Source organism: Asanoa iriomotensis (assembly GCF_016862515.1).
Classification (GTDB): Bacteria; Actinomycetota; Actinomycetes; order Mycobacteriales; family Micromonosporaceae; genus Asanoa; species Asanoa iriomotensis.
In genome coordinates, this window is the sequence record NZ_BONC01000001.1 from 252,436 (window position 1) to 268,020 (window position 15,585).

The 15,585-nt window shown below is 73.2% G+C and carries 17 protein-coding genes; 11 read left to right on the forward strand and 6 right to left on the reverse strand.

Features of this window, described 5'->3' with window-relative positions:
- Positions 1–5: 5 nt before the first annotated feature.
- From Air01nite_RS01145 to Air01nite_RS01155, 3 genes are read left to right on the forward strand one after another with little or no spacing between them, the layout of a single operon-like run.
- Positions 6–1,331, forward strand: a complete 1,326-nt coding sequence (locus tag Air01nite_RS01145) for an O-acetylhomoserine aminocarboxypropyltransferase/cysteine synthase family protein (RefSeq protein ID WP_203699849.1) — start codon at positions 6–8, stop codon at positions 1,329–1,331.
- A 7-nt stretch (positions 1,332–1,338) separates the two neighbouring features.
- A complete protein-coding gene (locus Air01nite_RS01150) occupies positions 1,339–1,821 on the forward strand; it encodes a CoA-binding protein (RefSeq protein WP_203699850.1) in 483 nt (160 codons plus the stop codon).
- 44 nt (positions 1,822–1,865) lie between these two features.
- Positions 1,866–3,116 (forward strand): EAL domain-containing protein, encoded by a 1,251-nt coding sequence (locus tag Air01nite_RS01155; protein ID WP_203699851.1) that lies wholly within the window; start codon positions 1,866–1,868, stop codon positions 3,114–3,116.
- On the opposite strand, the gene Air01nite_RS01160 is transcribed toward Air01nite_RS01155, so the two are convergent.
- Positions 3,113–3,538: a VOC family protein gene (locus Air01nite_RS01160; RefSeq protein WP_203699852.1), complete on the reverse strand. Its 426-nt coding sequence runs from the start codon at positions 3,536–3,538 to the stop codon at positions 3,113–3,115. The genes Air01nite_RS01155 and Air01nite_RS01160 overlap by 4 nt on opposite strands.
- Before the next feature lie 77 nt (positions 3,539–3,615).
- On the opposite strand from Air01nite_RS01160, the gene Air01nite_RS01165 reads away from it, so the two are divergent.
- Positions 3,616–4,200, forward strand: coding sequence for a TetR/AcrR family transcriptional regulator (locus Air01nite_RS01165; RefSeq protein WP_203699853.1), 585 nt, complete (start codon positions 3,616–3,618; stop codon positions 4,198–4,200).
- Here Air01nite_RS01165 and Air01nite_RS01170 read toward each other — a convergent pair.
- On the reverse strand, positions 4,169–6,637 hold the full coding sequence (locus tag Air01nite_RS01170) for an ATP-binding protein (RefSeq protein WP_203699854.1): 2,469 nt from the start codon (positions 6,635–6,637) through the stop codon (positions 4,169–4,171). The two genes, Air01nite_RS01165 and Air01nite_RS01170, sit on opposite strands and share 32 nt — an antisense overlap.
- 131 nt (positions 6,638–6,768) lie before the next feature.
- On the opposite strand from Air01nite_RS01170, the gene Air01nite_RS01175 reads away from it, so the two are divergent.
- A complete protein-coding gene (locus tag Air01nite_RS01175; RefSeq protein ID WP_203699855.1) occupies positions 6,769–7,182 on the forward strand; it encodes a hypothetical protein in 414 nt (137 codons plus the stop codon).
- A 50-nt stretch (positions 7,183–7,232) separates the two neighbouring features.
- On the opposite strand, the gene Air01nite_RS01180 is transcribed toward Air01nite_RS01175, so the two are convergent.
- On the reverse strand, positions 7,233–8,315 hold the full coding sequence (locus Air01nite_RS01180) for a Kelch repeat-containing protein (RefSeq protein WP_203699856.1): 1,083 nt from the start codon (positions 8,313–8,315) through the stop codon (positions 7,233–7,235).
- An 86-nt stretch (positions 8,316–8,401) separates the two neighbouring features.
- On the opposite strand from Air01nite_RS01180, the gene Air01nite_RS01185 reads away from it, so the two are divergent.
- The 4 genes from Air01nite_RS01185 to Air01nite_RS01200 all read left to right on the forward strand — a co-directional run bounded on the left by Air01nite_RS01185 (position 8,402) and on the right by Air01nite_RS01200 (position 11,239).
- A complete protein-coding gene (locus Air01nite_RS01185; RefSeq protein ID WP_203699857.1) occupies positions 8,402–8,782 on the forward strand; it encodes a hypothetical protein in 381 nt (126 codons plus the stop codon).
- 44 nt (positions 8,783–8,826) lie between these two features.
- Positions 8,827–9,315, forward strand: coding sequence for an SsrA-binding protein SmpB (gene smpB / locus Air01nite_RS01190; protein WP_203699858.1), 489 nt, complete (start codon positions 8,827–8,829; stop codon positions 9,313–9,315).
- 82 nt (positions 9,316–9,397) lie between these two features.
- On the forward strand, positions 9,398–10,612 hold the full coding sequence (locus Air01nite_RS01195) for an MFS transporter (protein ID WP_203699859.1): 1,215 nt from the start codon (positions 9,398–9,400) through the stop codon (positions 10,610–10,612).
- 45 nt (positions 10,613–10,657) lie between these two features.
- A complete protein-coding gene (locus Air01nite_RS01200) occupies positions 10,658–11,239 on the forward strand; it encodes a TetR/AcrR family transcriptional regulator (protein WP_203699860.1) in 582 nt (193 codons plus the stop codon).
- Here the strand turns inward: Air01nite_RS01200 and Air01nite_RS01205 are convergent.
- Positions 11,236–11,712, reverse strand: coding sequence for a GNAT family N-acetyltransferase (locus Air01nite_RS01205; protein WP_203699861.1), 477 nt, complete (start codon positions 11,710–11,712; stop codon positions 11,236–11,238). The two genes, Air01nite_RS01200 and Air01nite_RS01205, sit on opposite strands and share 4 nt — an antisense overlap.
- 74 nt (positions 11,713–11,786) lie before the next feature.
- Between Air01nite_RS01205 and Air01nite_RS40915 the strand changes: the two genes are divergently transcribed.
- Both Air01nite_RS40915 and Air01nite_RS40920 read left to right on the forward strand, forming a co-directional pair.
- Positions 11,787–12,050: a hypothetical protein gene (locus tag Air01nite_RS40915; RefSeq protein ID WP_239090412.1), complete on the forward strand. Its 264-nt coding sequence runs from the start codon at positions 11,787–11,789 to the stop codon at positions 12,048–12,050.
- Positions 12,051–12,082: 32 nt separating this feature from the next.
- On the forward strand, positions 12,083–12,511 hold the full coding sequence (locus Air01nite_RS40920) for a DUF1810 domain-containing protein (RefSeq protein WP_239090413.1): 429 nt from the start codon (positions 12,083–12,085) through the stop codon (positions 12,509–12,511).
- Here Air01nite_RS40920 and pgm read toward each other — a convergent pair.
- Both pgm and Air01nite_RS01220 read right to left on the reverse strand, forming a co-directional pair.
- A complete protein-coding gene (gene pgm, locus Air01nite_RS01215; RefSeq protein ID WP_203699862.1) occupies positions 12,508–14,151 on the reverse strand; it encodes a phosphoglucomutase (alpha-D-glucose-1,6-bisphosphate-dependent) in 1,644 nt (547 codons plus the stop codon). The two genes, Air01nite_RS40920 and pgm, sit on opposite strands and share 4 nt — an antisense overlap.
- Positions 14,152–14,229: 78 nt before the next feature.
- The gene (locus Air01nite_RS01220; RefSeq protein ID WP_203699863.1) at positions 14,230–15,585 is read right to left on the reverse strand and encodes an ABC transporter permease; all 1,356 of its coding nucleotides are present in this window, start codon (positions 15,583–15,585) and stop codon (positions 14,230–14,232) included.

Sequence of the window (15,585 nt, forward strand, 5' to 3'; positions counted from 1 at the left end):
TCAGCGTGACCACCGAACCCCACCGCGTCGAGGAAGCTCGCGCGTTCGGATTTGAGACCCGCCAACTGCACGCGGGGCAACGACCCGACCCGAACACGGGCGCACGCGCGGTGCCGATCTTCCAGACGACCAGCTACGTCTTCGAGGACCCGGAGTCGGCGGCCGCCTACTTCAACCTCCAGGAATACGGGAACACGTACTCCCGGATCATGAATCCGACCGTCGCGGTGTTCGAGGAACGGATGGCGAACCTCGAGAACGGCAGCGGCGCCGTCGCGTTCGCCAGCGGGATCGCCGCCCAGGCCGCGGCGCTGTTCACGCTGCTGGAGCCGGGCGATCACCTCGTGTCGTCCTCGGCACTCTACGGCGGCACCGTCAACCAGCTCAAGCACCTGCTGCGCAAGATGCGCGTGGAGCTGACCTGGGTCAACCCCGACGACCCGGACGCCTGGCGGCAGGCCGTCCGCCCCAACACCAAGGCCTTCTACGGCGAGACGATCGGCAACCCGGCCGGCAACGTGCTCGACATCGAGACCGTGGCCGCCATCGCACACGAGCACGACCTGCCGCTGATCGTCGACAACACGTTCGCCACGCCCTACCTGTGCCGCCCGATCGACTGGGGCGCCGACATCGTGGTCCACTCGGCGACGAAGTTCATCGGCGGCCACGGCACCAGCATCGGCGGCGTCGTCGTCGAGGCGGGCACGTTCAACTGGTCCAACGGTCGTTTCCCGGTCATCGCGGACCCGTCGCCGGCCTACCACGGGCTCAAGTTCCACGAGACGTTCGGCGAGTACGGCTACCTGATGAAGCTGCGCGCCGAGACCCTGCGCGACCTGGGCGCGGCGCTGTCGCCGTTCAACGCGTTCCTGTTCCTCCAAGGGCTGGAGACGCTGTCGCTGCGGATGGAGCGTCACGTCCACAACGCGCAGGCGGTCGCCGCGTTCCTGGAGTCGCACGAGCTGGCCGCGAACGTGACCTACGCCGGCCGGCCGGGCAGCAAGTATGCGGCGCTCGTCGAGAAATACCTGCCACGCGGTGCGGGCGCGGTGTTCTCCTTCGACTGCGCCGGCGGCCGGACCGGCGGGCAGGACCTCATCCGCGGCGTGACGCTCTGGTCCCACCTGGCGAACGTCGGCGACGCGAAGAGCCTCGTCATCCACCCCGCCAGCACGACGCACCGCCAGCTCAGCGACGACGAGCTCCAGGCCGCCGGCGTCGGGCCCGGCACGGTGCGGCTGTCGGTCGGCACCGAGTCCGTCGACGACCTGATCTGGGACCTCGCGCAGGGCCTCAAGAACGTCGCCGCGTCAGCGGCGGGGAGGTAGCACGCACATGACCGACCTCGAGCGCTACCAGGACCCGTCGACCATCCAACGGGTGATCCACACCGCGCGCACGATCGCGATCGTCGGCCTGTCCGCCAACGAGCTGCGCGCCAGCTACTTCGTCGGCTACTACCTCAAGCGACACGGCTTCCGCGTGCTCCCCGTGAACCCCCGCGAGACGGAGATCCTCGGCGAGAAGAGCTACCCGAGCCTGGCGGACCTCCCCGTGCCGGTGGACATCGTCAACGTCTTCCGCGCTCCGGACGCGCTGCCGGGCATCGCCCGGGAGGCGGTGGCGATCCAGGCCGGAACCCTCTGGTGCCAGTTCGGCGTGATCAACGAGGAAGGCGCGCGGATCGCGGAGGCCGGCGGCCTCACGGTCGTCATGGACCGCTGCCTCAAGATCGAGCACGCGCGCTACGTCGGCCGCATGAACTGGCTCGGCTTCAACACCCGCCGCATCACCTCGGTACGCACCGGACTCCAGTAGGCGCGACCCGGGCCGTTGCCCGAAACGCGAACTACTGTTGACGTGTGGCAAATGTGTCGTTGGGTGAGCTTCGTCACCGCGACAGCGAGTTCGTGCGGATCCTGCGGGATCGGCGGTTCGAGAGCGTTTTCCAACCGATCGTGCATCTGGCCAGCGGCGCGACGATCGGCTACGAGGCGCTGGTCCGCGGACCGGCGGGTTCGGCGTTCGCCGACGCGCACACGCTGCTGCGCCATGCCTACCTGAGCGGTCGCGTGGCCGAGTTCGACTGGGCCGCCCGCGCGGCGGCGTGCCGGGGCGCCATGGCCGCGCGGCTCGCGCCGGACCACCTCCTGTTCATCAACATCGAGCCGTTGGCGCTCGGCTCGGACTGCCCGCCCGACCTGTGGCCCGACATCGAAGAGGCGTTCACGCGGTTCCGGGTGGTGCTCGAGGTGACGGAGCGGTCGCTCGACCGCGACCCGCGGTCCCTGCTGGAAGGGATCGACCGCCAGCGACCCGACGTCGCCGGGCTCGCCGTCGACGACCTCGGCGCGAACCCCGCCGCGCTGTCCATGCTGCCGGTCCTGGCGGCGGACGTGATCAAGCTCGACCAGGCGGTCATCCAGGGCGGCCCCACGCCGTGGGCGATGCGGATCATGGACATCGCGTACGAGGAGGCGGAGCGCACCGGCGCGACGATCCTCGCCGAGGGCGTCGAGTCGCCCGTGCACGCCGCGTTCGCCCGCTCCGCCGGCGCGGTGCTCGGGCAGGGCTTCCACCTGGGGCCGCCGGCGCCGCTGCCCGCCGCCGGCCGGACGTCGCCCACTCCCCTGACCATCAACTCCGACCCGATTCCCGACCTCGCCACGCCCTTCGACGTGCTCGAGGAACGGACCACCGGCCGGGCGGACATCGCCTACGTCAACGCGCTCAGCCGCCACCACGCCGACCGGGCGGCCGAACTGACCGCTCCGGCGCTCTCGCTCCTGCTGCTGCCCGACCCGGGCCTGCTGACCGAAGCCGACCGGGCCAGACTGGCCCGGTTCACGCAGCGCGGCGTCGTCACCGGCGCGCTCGGGCCCGGCCTGCCGGACCCGCCCGCGGCCGGGGTCCGCGGGGCGCGCCTCCACGACCCGGCGCTCGACGGCCAGTGGGTCGCGCTGACCCTCAGCCCGGGCACGGCGTCGGCGATGCTGGCGCGGGTGGTGCCGGACGGCTCCGACACGTTCGAGTACGGCGTCACCCACGACCGCCGCCGCGTGGTCGCCGCGGCCCGCTGCCTGCTGCGCCGCCTCGGCGCGGGATCGGCCTAGGACTGCGCGGTTCCGGGAGCGAACGCGTCGGCGTACTCGGCGCTCGGCGCGATGTTGGTGATCACGTCGATCAGGACGCCGTCGGGGGCGGCGAGGATGAAGTGCCGCTGGCCGAAGTCCTCGCTGCGCAGCCCGAGCACCTCGGTGAGCCCCGCCTCGCCGACCAGGCGCCGGTGCTCGGCGTCCACATCGGACACTTCGAGGTTCAGCAGCAGGCCCTGCACCGGCTTGCGGTAGGCGGCCGGGAGCGTCGGATGAGCGTGGTCGAGCAGGGCGAGCTCGAACTGCGGTGCGTCGGCCCGGCGGAGGCTCACGTACCAGTCGGCCTCGAACGTCACCTCGAAGCCGAGGTGTCGGGTGTAGAAAGCCGCCGCGGCCGCGACGTCACGCGATGCGATCACCGGATAGAAGCTGGTCAGCATGTCGCCCTCCGCATTCACATACCGTGGGTATGTGAACGACGCTAGCTCGCATACCGCGGGTATGTCAAACTCGATCCGTGACGACGAGAGCCGCACAGCGTGCGGAGACCCGGCGGGCCCTGCTCGACGAAGGCCGGCGGCGGTTCGCCCGCGACGGCTACCACGCGGTCGTGCTGGAAGAGGTGGCCCGCGGGATCGGCGTCACGAAAGGCGCGGCCTACCACCACTTCGGCAGCAAGGCCGGGTTGTTCCGGGCGGTGGTCGCGGAGGCGCAGGACCGGATCGGTGCGGGCGTCGCGGCGGCGGCCGAGGCGCACGACGACCCCTGGGACCAGCTCGTCGCCGGTTGCCGCGCGTTCCTCGCGGCCGGGTCCGATCCCGAGTTCCAACGCATCGTGCTGCTCGACGCCCCGACCGTGCTGGGCTGGAACGAATGGCGGGAGATGGACGAGGCGTCCTCGGCAGCGCACCTCGGCGAGGCGCTGTCGGCCGTCATGGCGGCGGGGACGATCGCGCGGCAGCCTGTCGAACCCCTCACCCGCCTGCTCAGCGGCGCCATGAACGAGGCGGCACTGTGGATCGCCGGCACGCCCGACCCGGCGGCCTCCGTCAACGCCGCGATGGAGGCCCTCACCCGCCTGCTGGACGGGCTTCGCTCCTGACCGCGTCGGCGGCCGCGCGGGCTCGCGCCACGCGAGCCTTCTCCGCCAGCAGCGCGAACCCCCCGTCCTCGGCGAGGGTCACCGCGGCCGTCGCGTGGGTCACCGCCTCGTCCGGGCGGCCGTCGGCGCGCAGTGCGTCGGCCAGGGCGGTCAACGCCTCGATCTCCGGTTCCTTCGCCGCCGCGCCACGGGCCAGCGCCAGCGCCTGCTCGGCCGCGCCGATCCCGGTCCAGGACCCGTCGGCCGGTGCCGCGCCGCCCTGCGCCGTCCGGGCGGCGGCGATCACGACCAGCGCGTTCGCCGCGTTGGCAGGGTCGTCGATCTCGGTCGCCAGGGCGAAGGCGTCGGCGGCGTGCTTCAGGGCGGTCTCGTGGTCGTGGACCAGGTTCGCGACGTCGCCCAGGGCGACCAGTGCGACCGTGGTGCCGTAGCGGTCGCCCAGCTTCTCCTGAGTGGACAGTGCCGTCTGGAGGTGTTCCCGGCCCTGTGCCACCTCGCCGAGGTGGGCCAGGTTGAAGCCGAGACCGGACAGCACCATCGCCTCGCCGCCGAGGTTGCCCGTCTGCCGGTAGAGGGCGAGCGCCTGCGTCAGCACCTCGTTGGCCAGCCGCAGGTCACCCATCGCCGAGTGGAGCGTGCCGAGGTTGGCCAGCGCGACCGCCTCGCTGGCCGTGCGGCCGACCGCCCGGTAGATGGCGACCGCCTCCGCGATCCGGGTCGCGCCGACGCGCGGCTCGCCCAGCTCAGTGTGGATCACGCCCATGCTGCTGGCGGCCGACGCCTGCGCCTCCGGCCAGTCGATGTCGCGGGCGATGGTCGCGGCCGCGTCGAACTGTGCGGCCGCCGCGCGGAGCTCGGCCCGCACCCGGTGCGCGAGGCCGATGCTGAGATGCATGGCCGCGCGGCCGTGTCCGTCGCCGGCCACCTCCGCGGCAGCCAGGCCGCTGCGGGCGGCGCCGAACCAGTCGCCGTACGACCGGCGCAGCCAGAAGTAGCCCCGCAACGCGTCCGGTACCAGCCACGCCTCGGTTCCGCCGGTGGAGGCGGCGACCGCGACGAGGTTCGGCAGCATGCGGTCGACCCAGGCCCCGGCGGCCTCGGCGTCGTCGAACGCGGCGGCGGGCGCGTCAGCCTGCGGAATCGTGACCACCTGTGGGGCGAGCAGGGCGCCGGCCGAACGCACCGTCGTGAGGTAGTGCGCACACAACCTCTCCCGGGCCGCCGCGGCGTCGGCGTCGGGTCGTTCGCGGGCGAACTGGACCAGCAGGTCGTGCATGCCGAACTGGTCCGGAGCCTCACGGACGACGAGGTGTGCCGCCGTGAGCTCCGCGAGCAGGTCGACGGCCGGGCCGCCGAACAGCGCGGTGGCGGCGGCCAGGTCGAGGAACGGGCCGGGGTTCTCGCCCAGCAGCCGGAACGCGCGTTGGGCGCCGGCGGACAGCGTCCGGTAGGACCGGGCGAACGCCATCCGGACCGACGCGGCCGGGTCGCCGTGGAGGTCCAACGCGCGCAGCGCCAACGTCTCGGCGTACACGGTGATGTCGGTGGCCACCAGGTCGGCGATGGTGGCACCGACGATCCGCAGCGCGAGCGGCAGGTTGCCGCACGCCGTCGCCAGCCGGGCGACCGCGTCCGGCGGCGGCCCGGAGTCGCGGTCGACCATCTGCGTCAACAGGGCGACGCTCTCGTCGTCGTCGAGCACGTCGAGGTCGAGGCGGCGGGCGTGCTCGATCGCCACGAGCCCCGCGAGCCGGTCACGGCTCGTCACCAGCACCCGGCAGCCGGAACCGCCGGGCAGCAGCGGACGCACCTGCTCGGCGTGCGCGGCGTTGTCCAGCAGCACCAGGCACCGTTTGTGGTCGACGCTGCTGCGGTAGAGCGCCGTCGCCTCGTCCAGGTCGAGGGGCACGTCGGCCGCCGGCACCCCGAACGCGCGCAGGAACCGGGTCACCGCGTCGATCGGCTCCAGGGGACCGAGCGTGTCGTAACCGCGCAGGTTGACGTAGAGGTGGCCGTCCGGAAACCGGTCGCCGCGCTCGCGTGCCCACTTCGTCGCCAGCGCGGTCTTGCCCACGCCGGCCATCCCGGCGATCACGACGACGGCGGCCTCCGTCTCGTCGAGGAAGGCGAACTGCCGCGCGCGGCCGACGAACCCGGCCGCCGCCGCGGGCAACTGGCGTGGCCCGGCCGGCACCGGGTCGGCGCGGCCCGACCAGGCGTGGTCCGTGCCCGCCGCGACGAAGGCCGCCCGCTCGGCACCCGCCAGCCCCAGGGCGTCGGCGATCTGCTCGACGTTGCGGGGCCGCGGCCGCCGGCTCCCCCGCTCCATCTCGCGGATGGTCCGGTCGCTGACGTGCGAGCGCTCGGCCAGGGACTCCTGGGTCAGGCGCAACCGCACCCGATGACGACGCAGCAACTCCGGGAACGACTCCACCACGCTGCCGCGTCCTCCTGTCCGCCGGGCCACCGCAAACGTCCGGTGAAACGTCCTGTCACACGTCCGGTCGTGACTCTACGTTGATGGCCAGGCAAGCGCCGCCTGACATCGAACGGGGAGGACGATCCACTGTGTCCAGAATCAGACGGAACGTGGCCAGGATGCTGGTCGCCGGGGCCATGGTGATGGGCTCGCTGGTGGCGACCAGCACCGCCGCACAGGCGACGATCTACCAGCGGGAGATGCCCAAGGGCAGCTACCTGCTGCCGGGTGACGAGCTGCGGTACGTCGTCAGCACCATCACCGTGCGGCTGCGCATCGAGAACGGCACCTTGTACCTGCGCAAGAGCACCGCCGGCGTGCAGAAGCTGTGCTGGCTCCAGATCTACGCCAGCCACGCCGTCTACCAGCGCGACGGCAACTTCGTGACGATCAACAGCGCGGGCAACGTGTCGTGGGCCAGCAACACCGTGGGCCAGAGCGGCAACGCCCGGGTCGACGCCAACGGCTTCTACGTGGGCAGCAGGAAGATCGCTAGCTGCTGACCCCGCGGTGGCCGCGCCCGCCACGGGGGCCGGGCGCGGCCACCGCTGTCCTAATCGAACAGTCGCACCCGCAGGGCGGTGCCGGTGACCCGCGTGCGGTCGTCGTAGCCGCCCGTCACCAGGAGTGAGCCGTCCGGCAGCGCCGCCACCGCCGGATACTGCCGCTCCACCTCCCCCCGCGCCAGCGACCGGAAGCTGCCGCCCGCGTACACCTCGACGCCGAAGCCGCCCGCGACCGCGACCCGGCCGTCGGCCAGGGCGACCACCGCGTCGGAGATCTTGTAGCGAGGTTCCGCCATCCGCGGACCCGCCGTGAACCGACCGGTCGCCGGGTCGAAGACCAGGGTCGTGGCCAGCCGGGCGTCCGGGTCGTCGGCCGTCTGCCCGCCCACCACCAGCGCCCGGCCGTCCGGCAGGGGCGCGACCGCCAGCTTGTACGCCGGCACCGGCAGCCGCCCCGGCACCTCCTGCCACCGGTCGCGGGCCGGGTCGTAGAGCAGCGCGGTGTCCAGCAGGCCGACGCCGTGCGGCGCCGCGGTCTGGCCGCCCACCACCAGCACGCGGCCGTCGGCCAGCAGCGCCGCGCCGTGCCGGGACCGCGGCCCGGGCAGGTCGGCTACCGCGCGGAACCCGGTGCCGTCGAACACCTCCGCGCTCGCCAGCGCCGACCGCCCGTCGACGCCGCCCACGAGGAGCACCCGGCTGTCGCGCAGGCGGGTGGCGGTGTGGTTGCCGCGCGGCGCGGTCATCGCGCCCACGGACTCGAACCGGTCGCCGGTGAATACCTCGGCCGTGCCGCTCGGCGCCGAGCGCTCGTCCGGGAAGCCGCCCGCCACCAGCACCCGGCCGTCGCCCAGCGCGGTCGCGGTGTGGTTGAACCGGGGCCCGGACAGCGCCGGGCCGGGCGTGAACCGCCCGTCGGCGTAGAGCTCGGAGGCGACGGCCAGCTCGGTGCCGCCGCAACCGTCGGTCGCGCAGCCGCCGGCGAGCAGCACCCGGCCGTCGGGCAGCGGTGTGGCCGTGTGCGCGGCCCGGGCGACCCGCATCACGAAGCCCGGGGCCGGTTCCGGTGCCGGCGGGTCGCCGGCGCAGCCGGCCGACAGGAGCACGACAAGCAACGCTGCACGCCTCATGAGCCTGACGAGTCCCCAGAATGTCTTCAGGTTCACACCGGCCCGCTTTCAGCCGATTCCCACCGGCCCGCGCTACCTTGCAGGTCATGGACGAGAACCGCGCCCGCCGGGTGGTCGACGCGTTGCGCGACCGTGGTGTCCCGGCTCACGTTGCCCAGGCCAGCGCCGGCCGTTCGCAGACCGGCATCCGGGTCGTGCTGCCCGGCGACCGCGAGGCACTCTGGGACACCGACGGCACCGCCGGGCTCGAGGCCCAGGTGATGCGCGACGGCATGCTGGTCGGCTTCGTGCCGGCGATCCCGGGCTCCGAGGACTTCAGCGAGCCGCAGGTCGTCGAGACGATCGCGAACACCGACTACGACCAGCCGGTCGCCCGCCGGGCCGCGCATCCGGTGGCGCCGTCGCCGTCGCTGCCCCGCGAGGGTGGCTTCTTCCGCCGGATGCGTGAGGGGTTCAGGGAGAGCTGATATTCGTGGGTGCCGGCGATGGTCCGCTGGCACACTGGTCCGTCATGAGCCGCCAGACGCCGCGCAAGTTGATCACGTCCAACAAGCGGGCCCGGCACGAGTACGAGATCCTCAAGACCTACGAGGCCGGCCTCGTGCTGCGCGGCACCGAGGTCAAGGCGCTGCGGCTCGGGCGCGCCTCGTTGACGGGGGCGTTCGCCCAGGAGCTCGACGGTGAGCTGCATCTCTACGGGCTGCACATCGCGGAGTACGCCATGCGCGGCTGGTCCGACCACGGCCCGCGCCGCACCCGCAAGCTGCTCCTGCACCGGGCCGAGATCAACCGGATCCTCGACAAGATCCGCGAGCCGGGGATCACACTGGTGCCGCTCGCGCTCTACTTCGAGAACGGCTGGGCCAAGGTCGAGCTGGGCATCGCCCGCGGCCTCCGCGAGTACGACAAGCGGCACGCCATCGCCGAGCGTGACGCCAACCGGGAGATCGCCCGGGCCATGGGTCGGCACCTGAAGGGGCGCACCGCCGGGCGGCGGTGATCCGGCTCTCGTTGCTCGAACAGACAGGTCTGTCTAGTGTTGGCCACGAGCTAGACAGACAGGTCTATTCAGGGAGCAGCTCGTGACCCGAACCGCCGTAGCGTCCCGTCCATTTCGCCTCGGGCGCACCAGCTCTCTCGTGCTGCTCGCCTCGATCGTGGTCTCCCTGCTGGCCGCGTCCAGCGCGCCGACCCCGCTCTACGCCACGTACCAGGCCGAATGGGGCTTCTCCCCGATGACCACGACGGTCGTCTTCGGCGTGTACGCGGTCGCCGTGCTGGTCGCCCTGCTGATCTTCGGTCGCCTCTCCGACCACGTCGGCCGCCGGCCGGTCCTCTTCGTCGCGCTGCTCGTCCAAGCCGCCGCGCTGGTGGTCTTCGCCTTCGCCGGCGGCGTACCCGCGCTGATGGTGGCCCGGGTCGTCCAGGGCCTGGCCACCGGCGCGGCGCTGGCCGCCCTCGGCGCCGGGATGCTCGACGTCGACCGCGTCCGCGGCACCACCGCCAACGCGGTCGCGCCCGGCATCGGCACCGGCGGCGGCGCGCTGCTCTCCGCGCTGGTCGTGCAGTTCCTGCCGGCCCCGACCCACCTGATTTACCTGGCCCTGCTGGGCGTGCTCGCGGTGCAGGCGGTCGGCGTCGCGCTGATGCCCGAGACGGTCTCCCGCGCGCCCGGTGCCCGGCAGTCGCTGGTCCCGGAGATCAAGCTGCCGCGCCAGGTCCGCGGCCCGGTGGCGATCGCCGCGCCGGTGCTGTTCGCGGTCTGGGCGCTGGCCGGCTTCTACGCCTCGCTCGGCCCGGCGCTGGTGCGCGACCTGGCGGGTTCCACGTCCGCGGTCTACGGCGGCCTGGGCCTGTTCGTGCTCGCCGCCGTCGCCGCGCTCAGCGTGCTCGCGGTCGACAAGCGCCCGGCGCACACCGCGCTGACGGTCGGCATCGTCGGGCTCATCGTCGGGGTCGCGGGTTCGCTGTTCGCCATCTCGGCCGGCTCGACGGTGGGCTTCCTGATCGCGACGGGCGTGGCCGGCATCGGGTTCGGCAGCGGGTTCCAGGGCGCGATCCGGATCGTGGTGCCGCTGCTGCCCGCGCACGAGCGGGCAGGCGTGCTGGCCCTGCTCTACGTGGTCTCGTACCTCGGCCTCGGCCTGCCCGCCGTGGTCGCCGGCTACCTGGTCGTGCACGCCGGCGGCCTGCTGGACACGGCACGGGAGTACGGCGTCGCGGTGATCGTGCTGGCGGCCCTGGCCGGGATCGGGCTCGCCAGGCGGAACCTGCCCCGGATGCGGACGGCGGGGTGACCGGTGGCCGCGATTACGATGGCTGACGGAAGGCGGGTGAGCGGAATGCCAGCGCAGACGGCGCGGCCCTCGGCCCGGGAGCGGCTGCTCGCCGCGGCCGACGAGCTGTTCTACCGCGAGGGCGTGCACGTGGTCGGCATCGACCGGGTGATCGAGCACGCCGGGGTCGCGAAGGCCTCGCTCTACAACACCTTCGGCAGCAAGGACGAGCTGATCCGGGCCTACCTCGAGGGCCGGCACAAGGCGATCGAGAAGCGGGTCACCGACGGTTTGGCCGCCTACCCGACACCGCGCGAGAAGATCCTCGGCGTCTTCGACATCCAGGGCGCGCGCTTCCAGAGCCCGGAATACCGCGGCTGTCCGTTCATCTCCGCGACCGCCGAGGCCGAGCCGGGCGCGGGTTCACTGGCCGCCGCCGACGCCTACCGGGCCTGGGTGCGCGGGTTGTTCGCGGACCTGGCCCGCCAGGCCGGCGCGGCCGACCCGGAGGCGCTGGCCCAGCAGCTCCAGATCGCCTACGACGGCGTCGCGGTGAAGGTGCGGCTGGACCGCGACCCGGCCGCCGACCTCGCAGCCGGCCGAGCGCTGGCCGCCATGCTGCTGGACGCGGCGCTGGGGCCCGCCTAGGGCATTCCGGTCCAGCGCAGCCAGGTGTAGGGGCGGGGCTGCGGCGCGTTCCACTCGTCCTGCAGCTCCGCGGCGACGTCGGCGAACCCGGCACCGCGATAGGAGGCTAGCGCGGCCGCGTTGTCGGGGCGTACCCGCAGGAACACGTCGTCGAACCCGGCCCGCGCGGCCAGTGCCCGGGTCAGCACCCGGCCCACGCCGCGGCCCCGCTCCCCCGGCGCGACCAGCAGGCGGGCCAGCTCGGCCTCGTCCTCCTCGTCGTCGGACCAGACCTCGCCGTACGCCACGGGCCGGTCGCCGTCGACGAGCAGGTAGGCGGCGACGTCGTCCTGCGTGGACCAGCCGGCCACGACCTCGGCGGGAAACGGGTGCTCGGCCCGGGAACACCACATGTCGGCCTCGTCTGCGGACCGGACCCACCCGGCCACCAACGCGGCCCGGTCGACGGTGAACGGAACCAGTGCGAAACTCATGATGCCGTCGAGCGTAGCTGTGACAAATCTCCGCCGCCCTCGGCCCGGCGCCGGACCGGGCGTACAACAGGGACATGGACCTCGCCGAGCTGTTGGACGCGGGCGTGCTGGAGCCACCGACCCGCTACCGGGACGCCGGCGACGAGATCCGCCGCCGGCTGGTCGCGGCGGTCGACCTGGGCGCACCCGACCGCCCGCTGCGCTCCTATCTGGACGCCCTGGCCTGCGCGGGCGGCCCGATCGCGGAAGCGGCGTTCGCGCGCTGGCGGGAATACCCGCCTCCGCACGTCGGGGACGGCTACGACTTCGCGATCGAGCGGCACGGAGCGTCGGCTTGACCGGTGCCGCGGGTCGTGGCGAGGCTGGCCGGGTGAGCGACGACGACCCGTACCGGCTGAACCGCTTCGTCGAGGCGCAGGAGGGCGTCTACCCGCACGCGGTGGCGGAGCTGCGCGCCGGCTACAAGCGCAGCCACTGGATGTGGTTCGTCTTCCCGCAGATCGCGGGGCTGGGCCGCAGCTCGATGGCGCAGGCGTACGCGATCTCCGGCCTGGACGAGGCGCGCGCCTACCTCGCCCACCCGGTGCTGGGCCCGCGCCTGCGCGAGTGCACCACGATCCTGGTCGACGGCGCGGAGAACGACGAGCAACGCATCTTCGGCCCGGTCGACGCCATGAAGCTCCGCTCCTCGATGACGCTGTTCGCCCACGCGGCCCCGGACGAGCCGGCGTTCCGCGCGGCCCTGACCCGCTTCTACGACGGCAGCGAGGACGACGCCACCCTGGCCCGCCTCCGCTAGGCGGCCAGGGCCGCTCCCACCACGGCGCGCGCCTCCTCCTGGATGCGGGCGAGGTGGTCCGGGCCGCGGAACGACTCCGCGTAGATCTTGTAGACGTCCTCGGTGCCCGACGGGCGGGCCGCGAACCAGCCGTTCTCCGTCGCGACCTTGAGGCCGCCGATCGCCGCGCCGTTGCCCGGCGCCGACGTCAGGATCTCGGTGATCGGCTCCCCCGCCAGCGACGTCGCGGTCACCTGGGCCGGTGACAGCTTGCCCAGCACCGCCTTCTGCTCCCGGGTCGCGGGCGCGTCGACCCGCGCGTACGCCGGGTCGCCGAACCGGGCCACCAGGTCCGCGTGATGCTGCGACGGCGTGCGGCCGGTCTTCGCGATGATCTCCGACGCCAGCAGGCAGAGGATGATGCCGTCCTTGTCGGTCGTCCACACGCCACCGTCGCGGCGCAGGAAGGACGCGCCCGCGCTCTCCTCGCCGCCGAAGCCGACCGAGCCGTCCAGCAGGCCCGGCACGAACCACTTGAAGCCCACCGGCACCTCGAGCAGCCGGCGGCCCAGGTCCGCGGCGACCCGGTCGATCAGCGACGACGACACCAGCGTCTTGCCGACCGCAGCGTCGGCCGGCCAGCCCTCCCGGTTGCGGAACAGGTAGTCGATCGCGACGGCCAGGTAGTGGTTGGGGTTCATCAGGCCCGCGTCGGGCGTGACGATGCCGTGCCGGTCGGCGTCGGCGTCGTTGCCGGTGGCGACCTGGTACCGATCCCGCTTTTCGATGAGCGAGGCCATCGCGTACGGCGACGAGCAGTCCATCCGGATCCTGCCGTCCCAGTCGAGCGTCATGAACGCGAACCGGGGATCCACGACCGGGTTGACCACGCTCAGGTCGAGCCCGTGCTTCTCGGCGATCTCGGCCCAGTAGCCGACGCTGGCACCGCCCAGCGGGTCGGCGCCGATCCGCACCCCGGCGTCCCGGATGGCCACCAGGTCGACGACCGACGACAGGTCGTCCACATAGGACGCGGTGAAGTCGAACTCCTGTGTGGTCTCCGCCGCCCGCGCCCGCCCGTACGGCATCCGACGCACCCCGGCCAGCTTCTCGCGCAGCAGGTCGTTGGCCCGGTCCTGGATCCAGCTCGTCGCGTCGGTGTCGGCCGGGCCACCGTGCGGCGGGTTGTATTTGAACCCGCCGTCGTCCGGCGGGTTGTGCGAGGGCGTGACCACGACGCCGTCGGCACGGGCGGCCGGCCCGCGCTTGTTGTAGGTCAGGATCGCGTGCGAGACCGCCGGCGTCGGCGTGAACCCGTCGCGGCTGTCGATCAGCACGGTCACCCCGTTGGCGGCGAACACCTCCAGCGCGGTCTGCGTCGCCGGCTCCGAGAGCGCGTGCGTGTCCCGGCCGAGGAACAGCGGGCCGTCGGTGCCCTGCAGCGCGCGGTATTCCACGATGGCCTGGCTGGTCGCCGCGATGTGGTCGTCGTTGAACGCCTTCCGCAGGCTCGCACCCCGATGCCCGGAGGTGCCGAACGCGACCCGCTCCGCCGGCACCGAGGGGTCCGGGTGCAGGTCGTGGTAGGCACCGAGAACGGCCTCGAGGTCGATCAGATCACCGGGCTCCGCCGGCTGCCCGGCGCGGGGGTTGTTGGCCACGCCCGCATCGTAACGCCAGCGCAAGGAACGGTCCGTTGTTAACGGATTCCGTTGCGCAACGGACCGTTCCTAACGCCGTCAGGCGGTGAGGCCGACTGCCTCCACCGCCGGGGTGCGCAGCGCGCGGCGCGCGGAGCCGATGCTCGCCGCCAGCGTCAGCACGACCGCCGCCAGCGCGATCGCCGGCCAGATCACCGCCGGCGCGTCCGGCACGAGCCGGTCCGTGCGGGCGATCGTGTACGGGACGATCGTCGCCAGCGACGCCACCGAGCCGGCCAGCACGCCGGTCACCGCCAGCACCGCTGCCTCCGCGCCGACCATCCGCCGCACCTGTCCGGGTGTGGCGCCGGCCAGCCGCTGCTGCCCGAACTCGCGCCGCCGGTAGGTGGTCGCCGCGATCAGCGTGTTGACCAGCATGATGGCCGCGAACAGCGCGATCATCCCGACCACGACGAGGTTGAGCGTCTCGATGTTGCGCTGCATCGACGCCGGGATCGTGCCGCCCGGCGCGTCGGCGCGGTTCTCGACGCTCTGCATCACCAGGGTGCCGACGGAGATGCCGGTGAACAGGATGATCGGCATCAGCGCGCCGCCGAGCTGGTGCGAGCGCCGCCGCAGGTTCGCGACGGTGAGCCAGCCGCCGGCGCCGCCGAGGCGGGCCAACGGGCCGCCGAGCACCGCGGTGACCGCGCGGATCAGCGCCGGTGACAGGAGGGCCAGCCCGGCCGACGCGAAGATCGACGCCGAGCCGGCGGTCTGCATCGCGTCGGAGCCCGCGCCAGAGAACAGCAGCACGGTCAGCAGCCCGTTGTTCGCGCCGACCGCGACCAGCAGCACGCCGGCCGCGACCCGTTTCCAGCCCATCCGGCGCGGCTCGTCGGCCACGAGGGCCTCCTGGGCCGCCATCCGCCCGAGCCGCCGGGCGGTGGCCAGCGCGGCCAGCAGCGCGCCCAGCACGGTCACCCCGACGCCGATGCCGACGGCGATGGAGCCGAACCGGTAGGCGACCTCCGCCGGCACCTGGTCGGTGCGCACGAGCAGGGTGAACAGCAGCCGGCCGAGCCCGTAACCGGCCGGGACGGCGAGCACCGCGGCGGCGAGCGCGACCACGGCGGCCTCCACGACGACCATCCGGCCGACCTGGCCCGGTGTCGCGCCGACGCTGCGCAGCAGCGCCAGCTCCCGGTCGCGCTGCCGGACCGCGAGGGTCAGCGTCGAGGTCACCGCGAACGCCACGATCAGCAGGCACCAGCCGCCGGCCACGCTCGCCATCAGCGTCAGCGTCTCCTCGGTCGCGGTGTCGACGCCGCCCGCGGCGGTGTCGAACAACGACGCGAACGCCATCAGGATCGTGGCGCCGAGGAACGTGGCGGCGAACGTGGCCAGGAAGCCGCCGGTGCGGTGCCGCAGCGTGCGCAGCGCGAGGGTGACCAT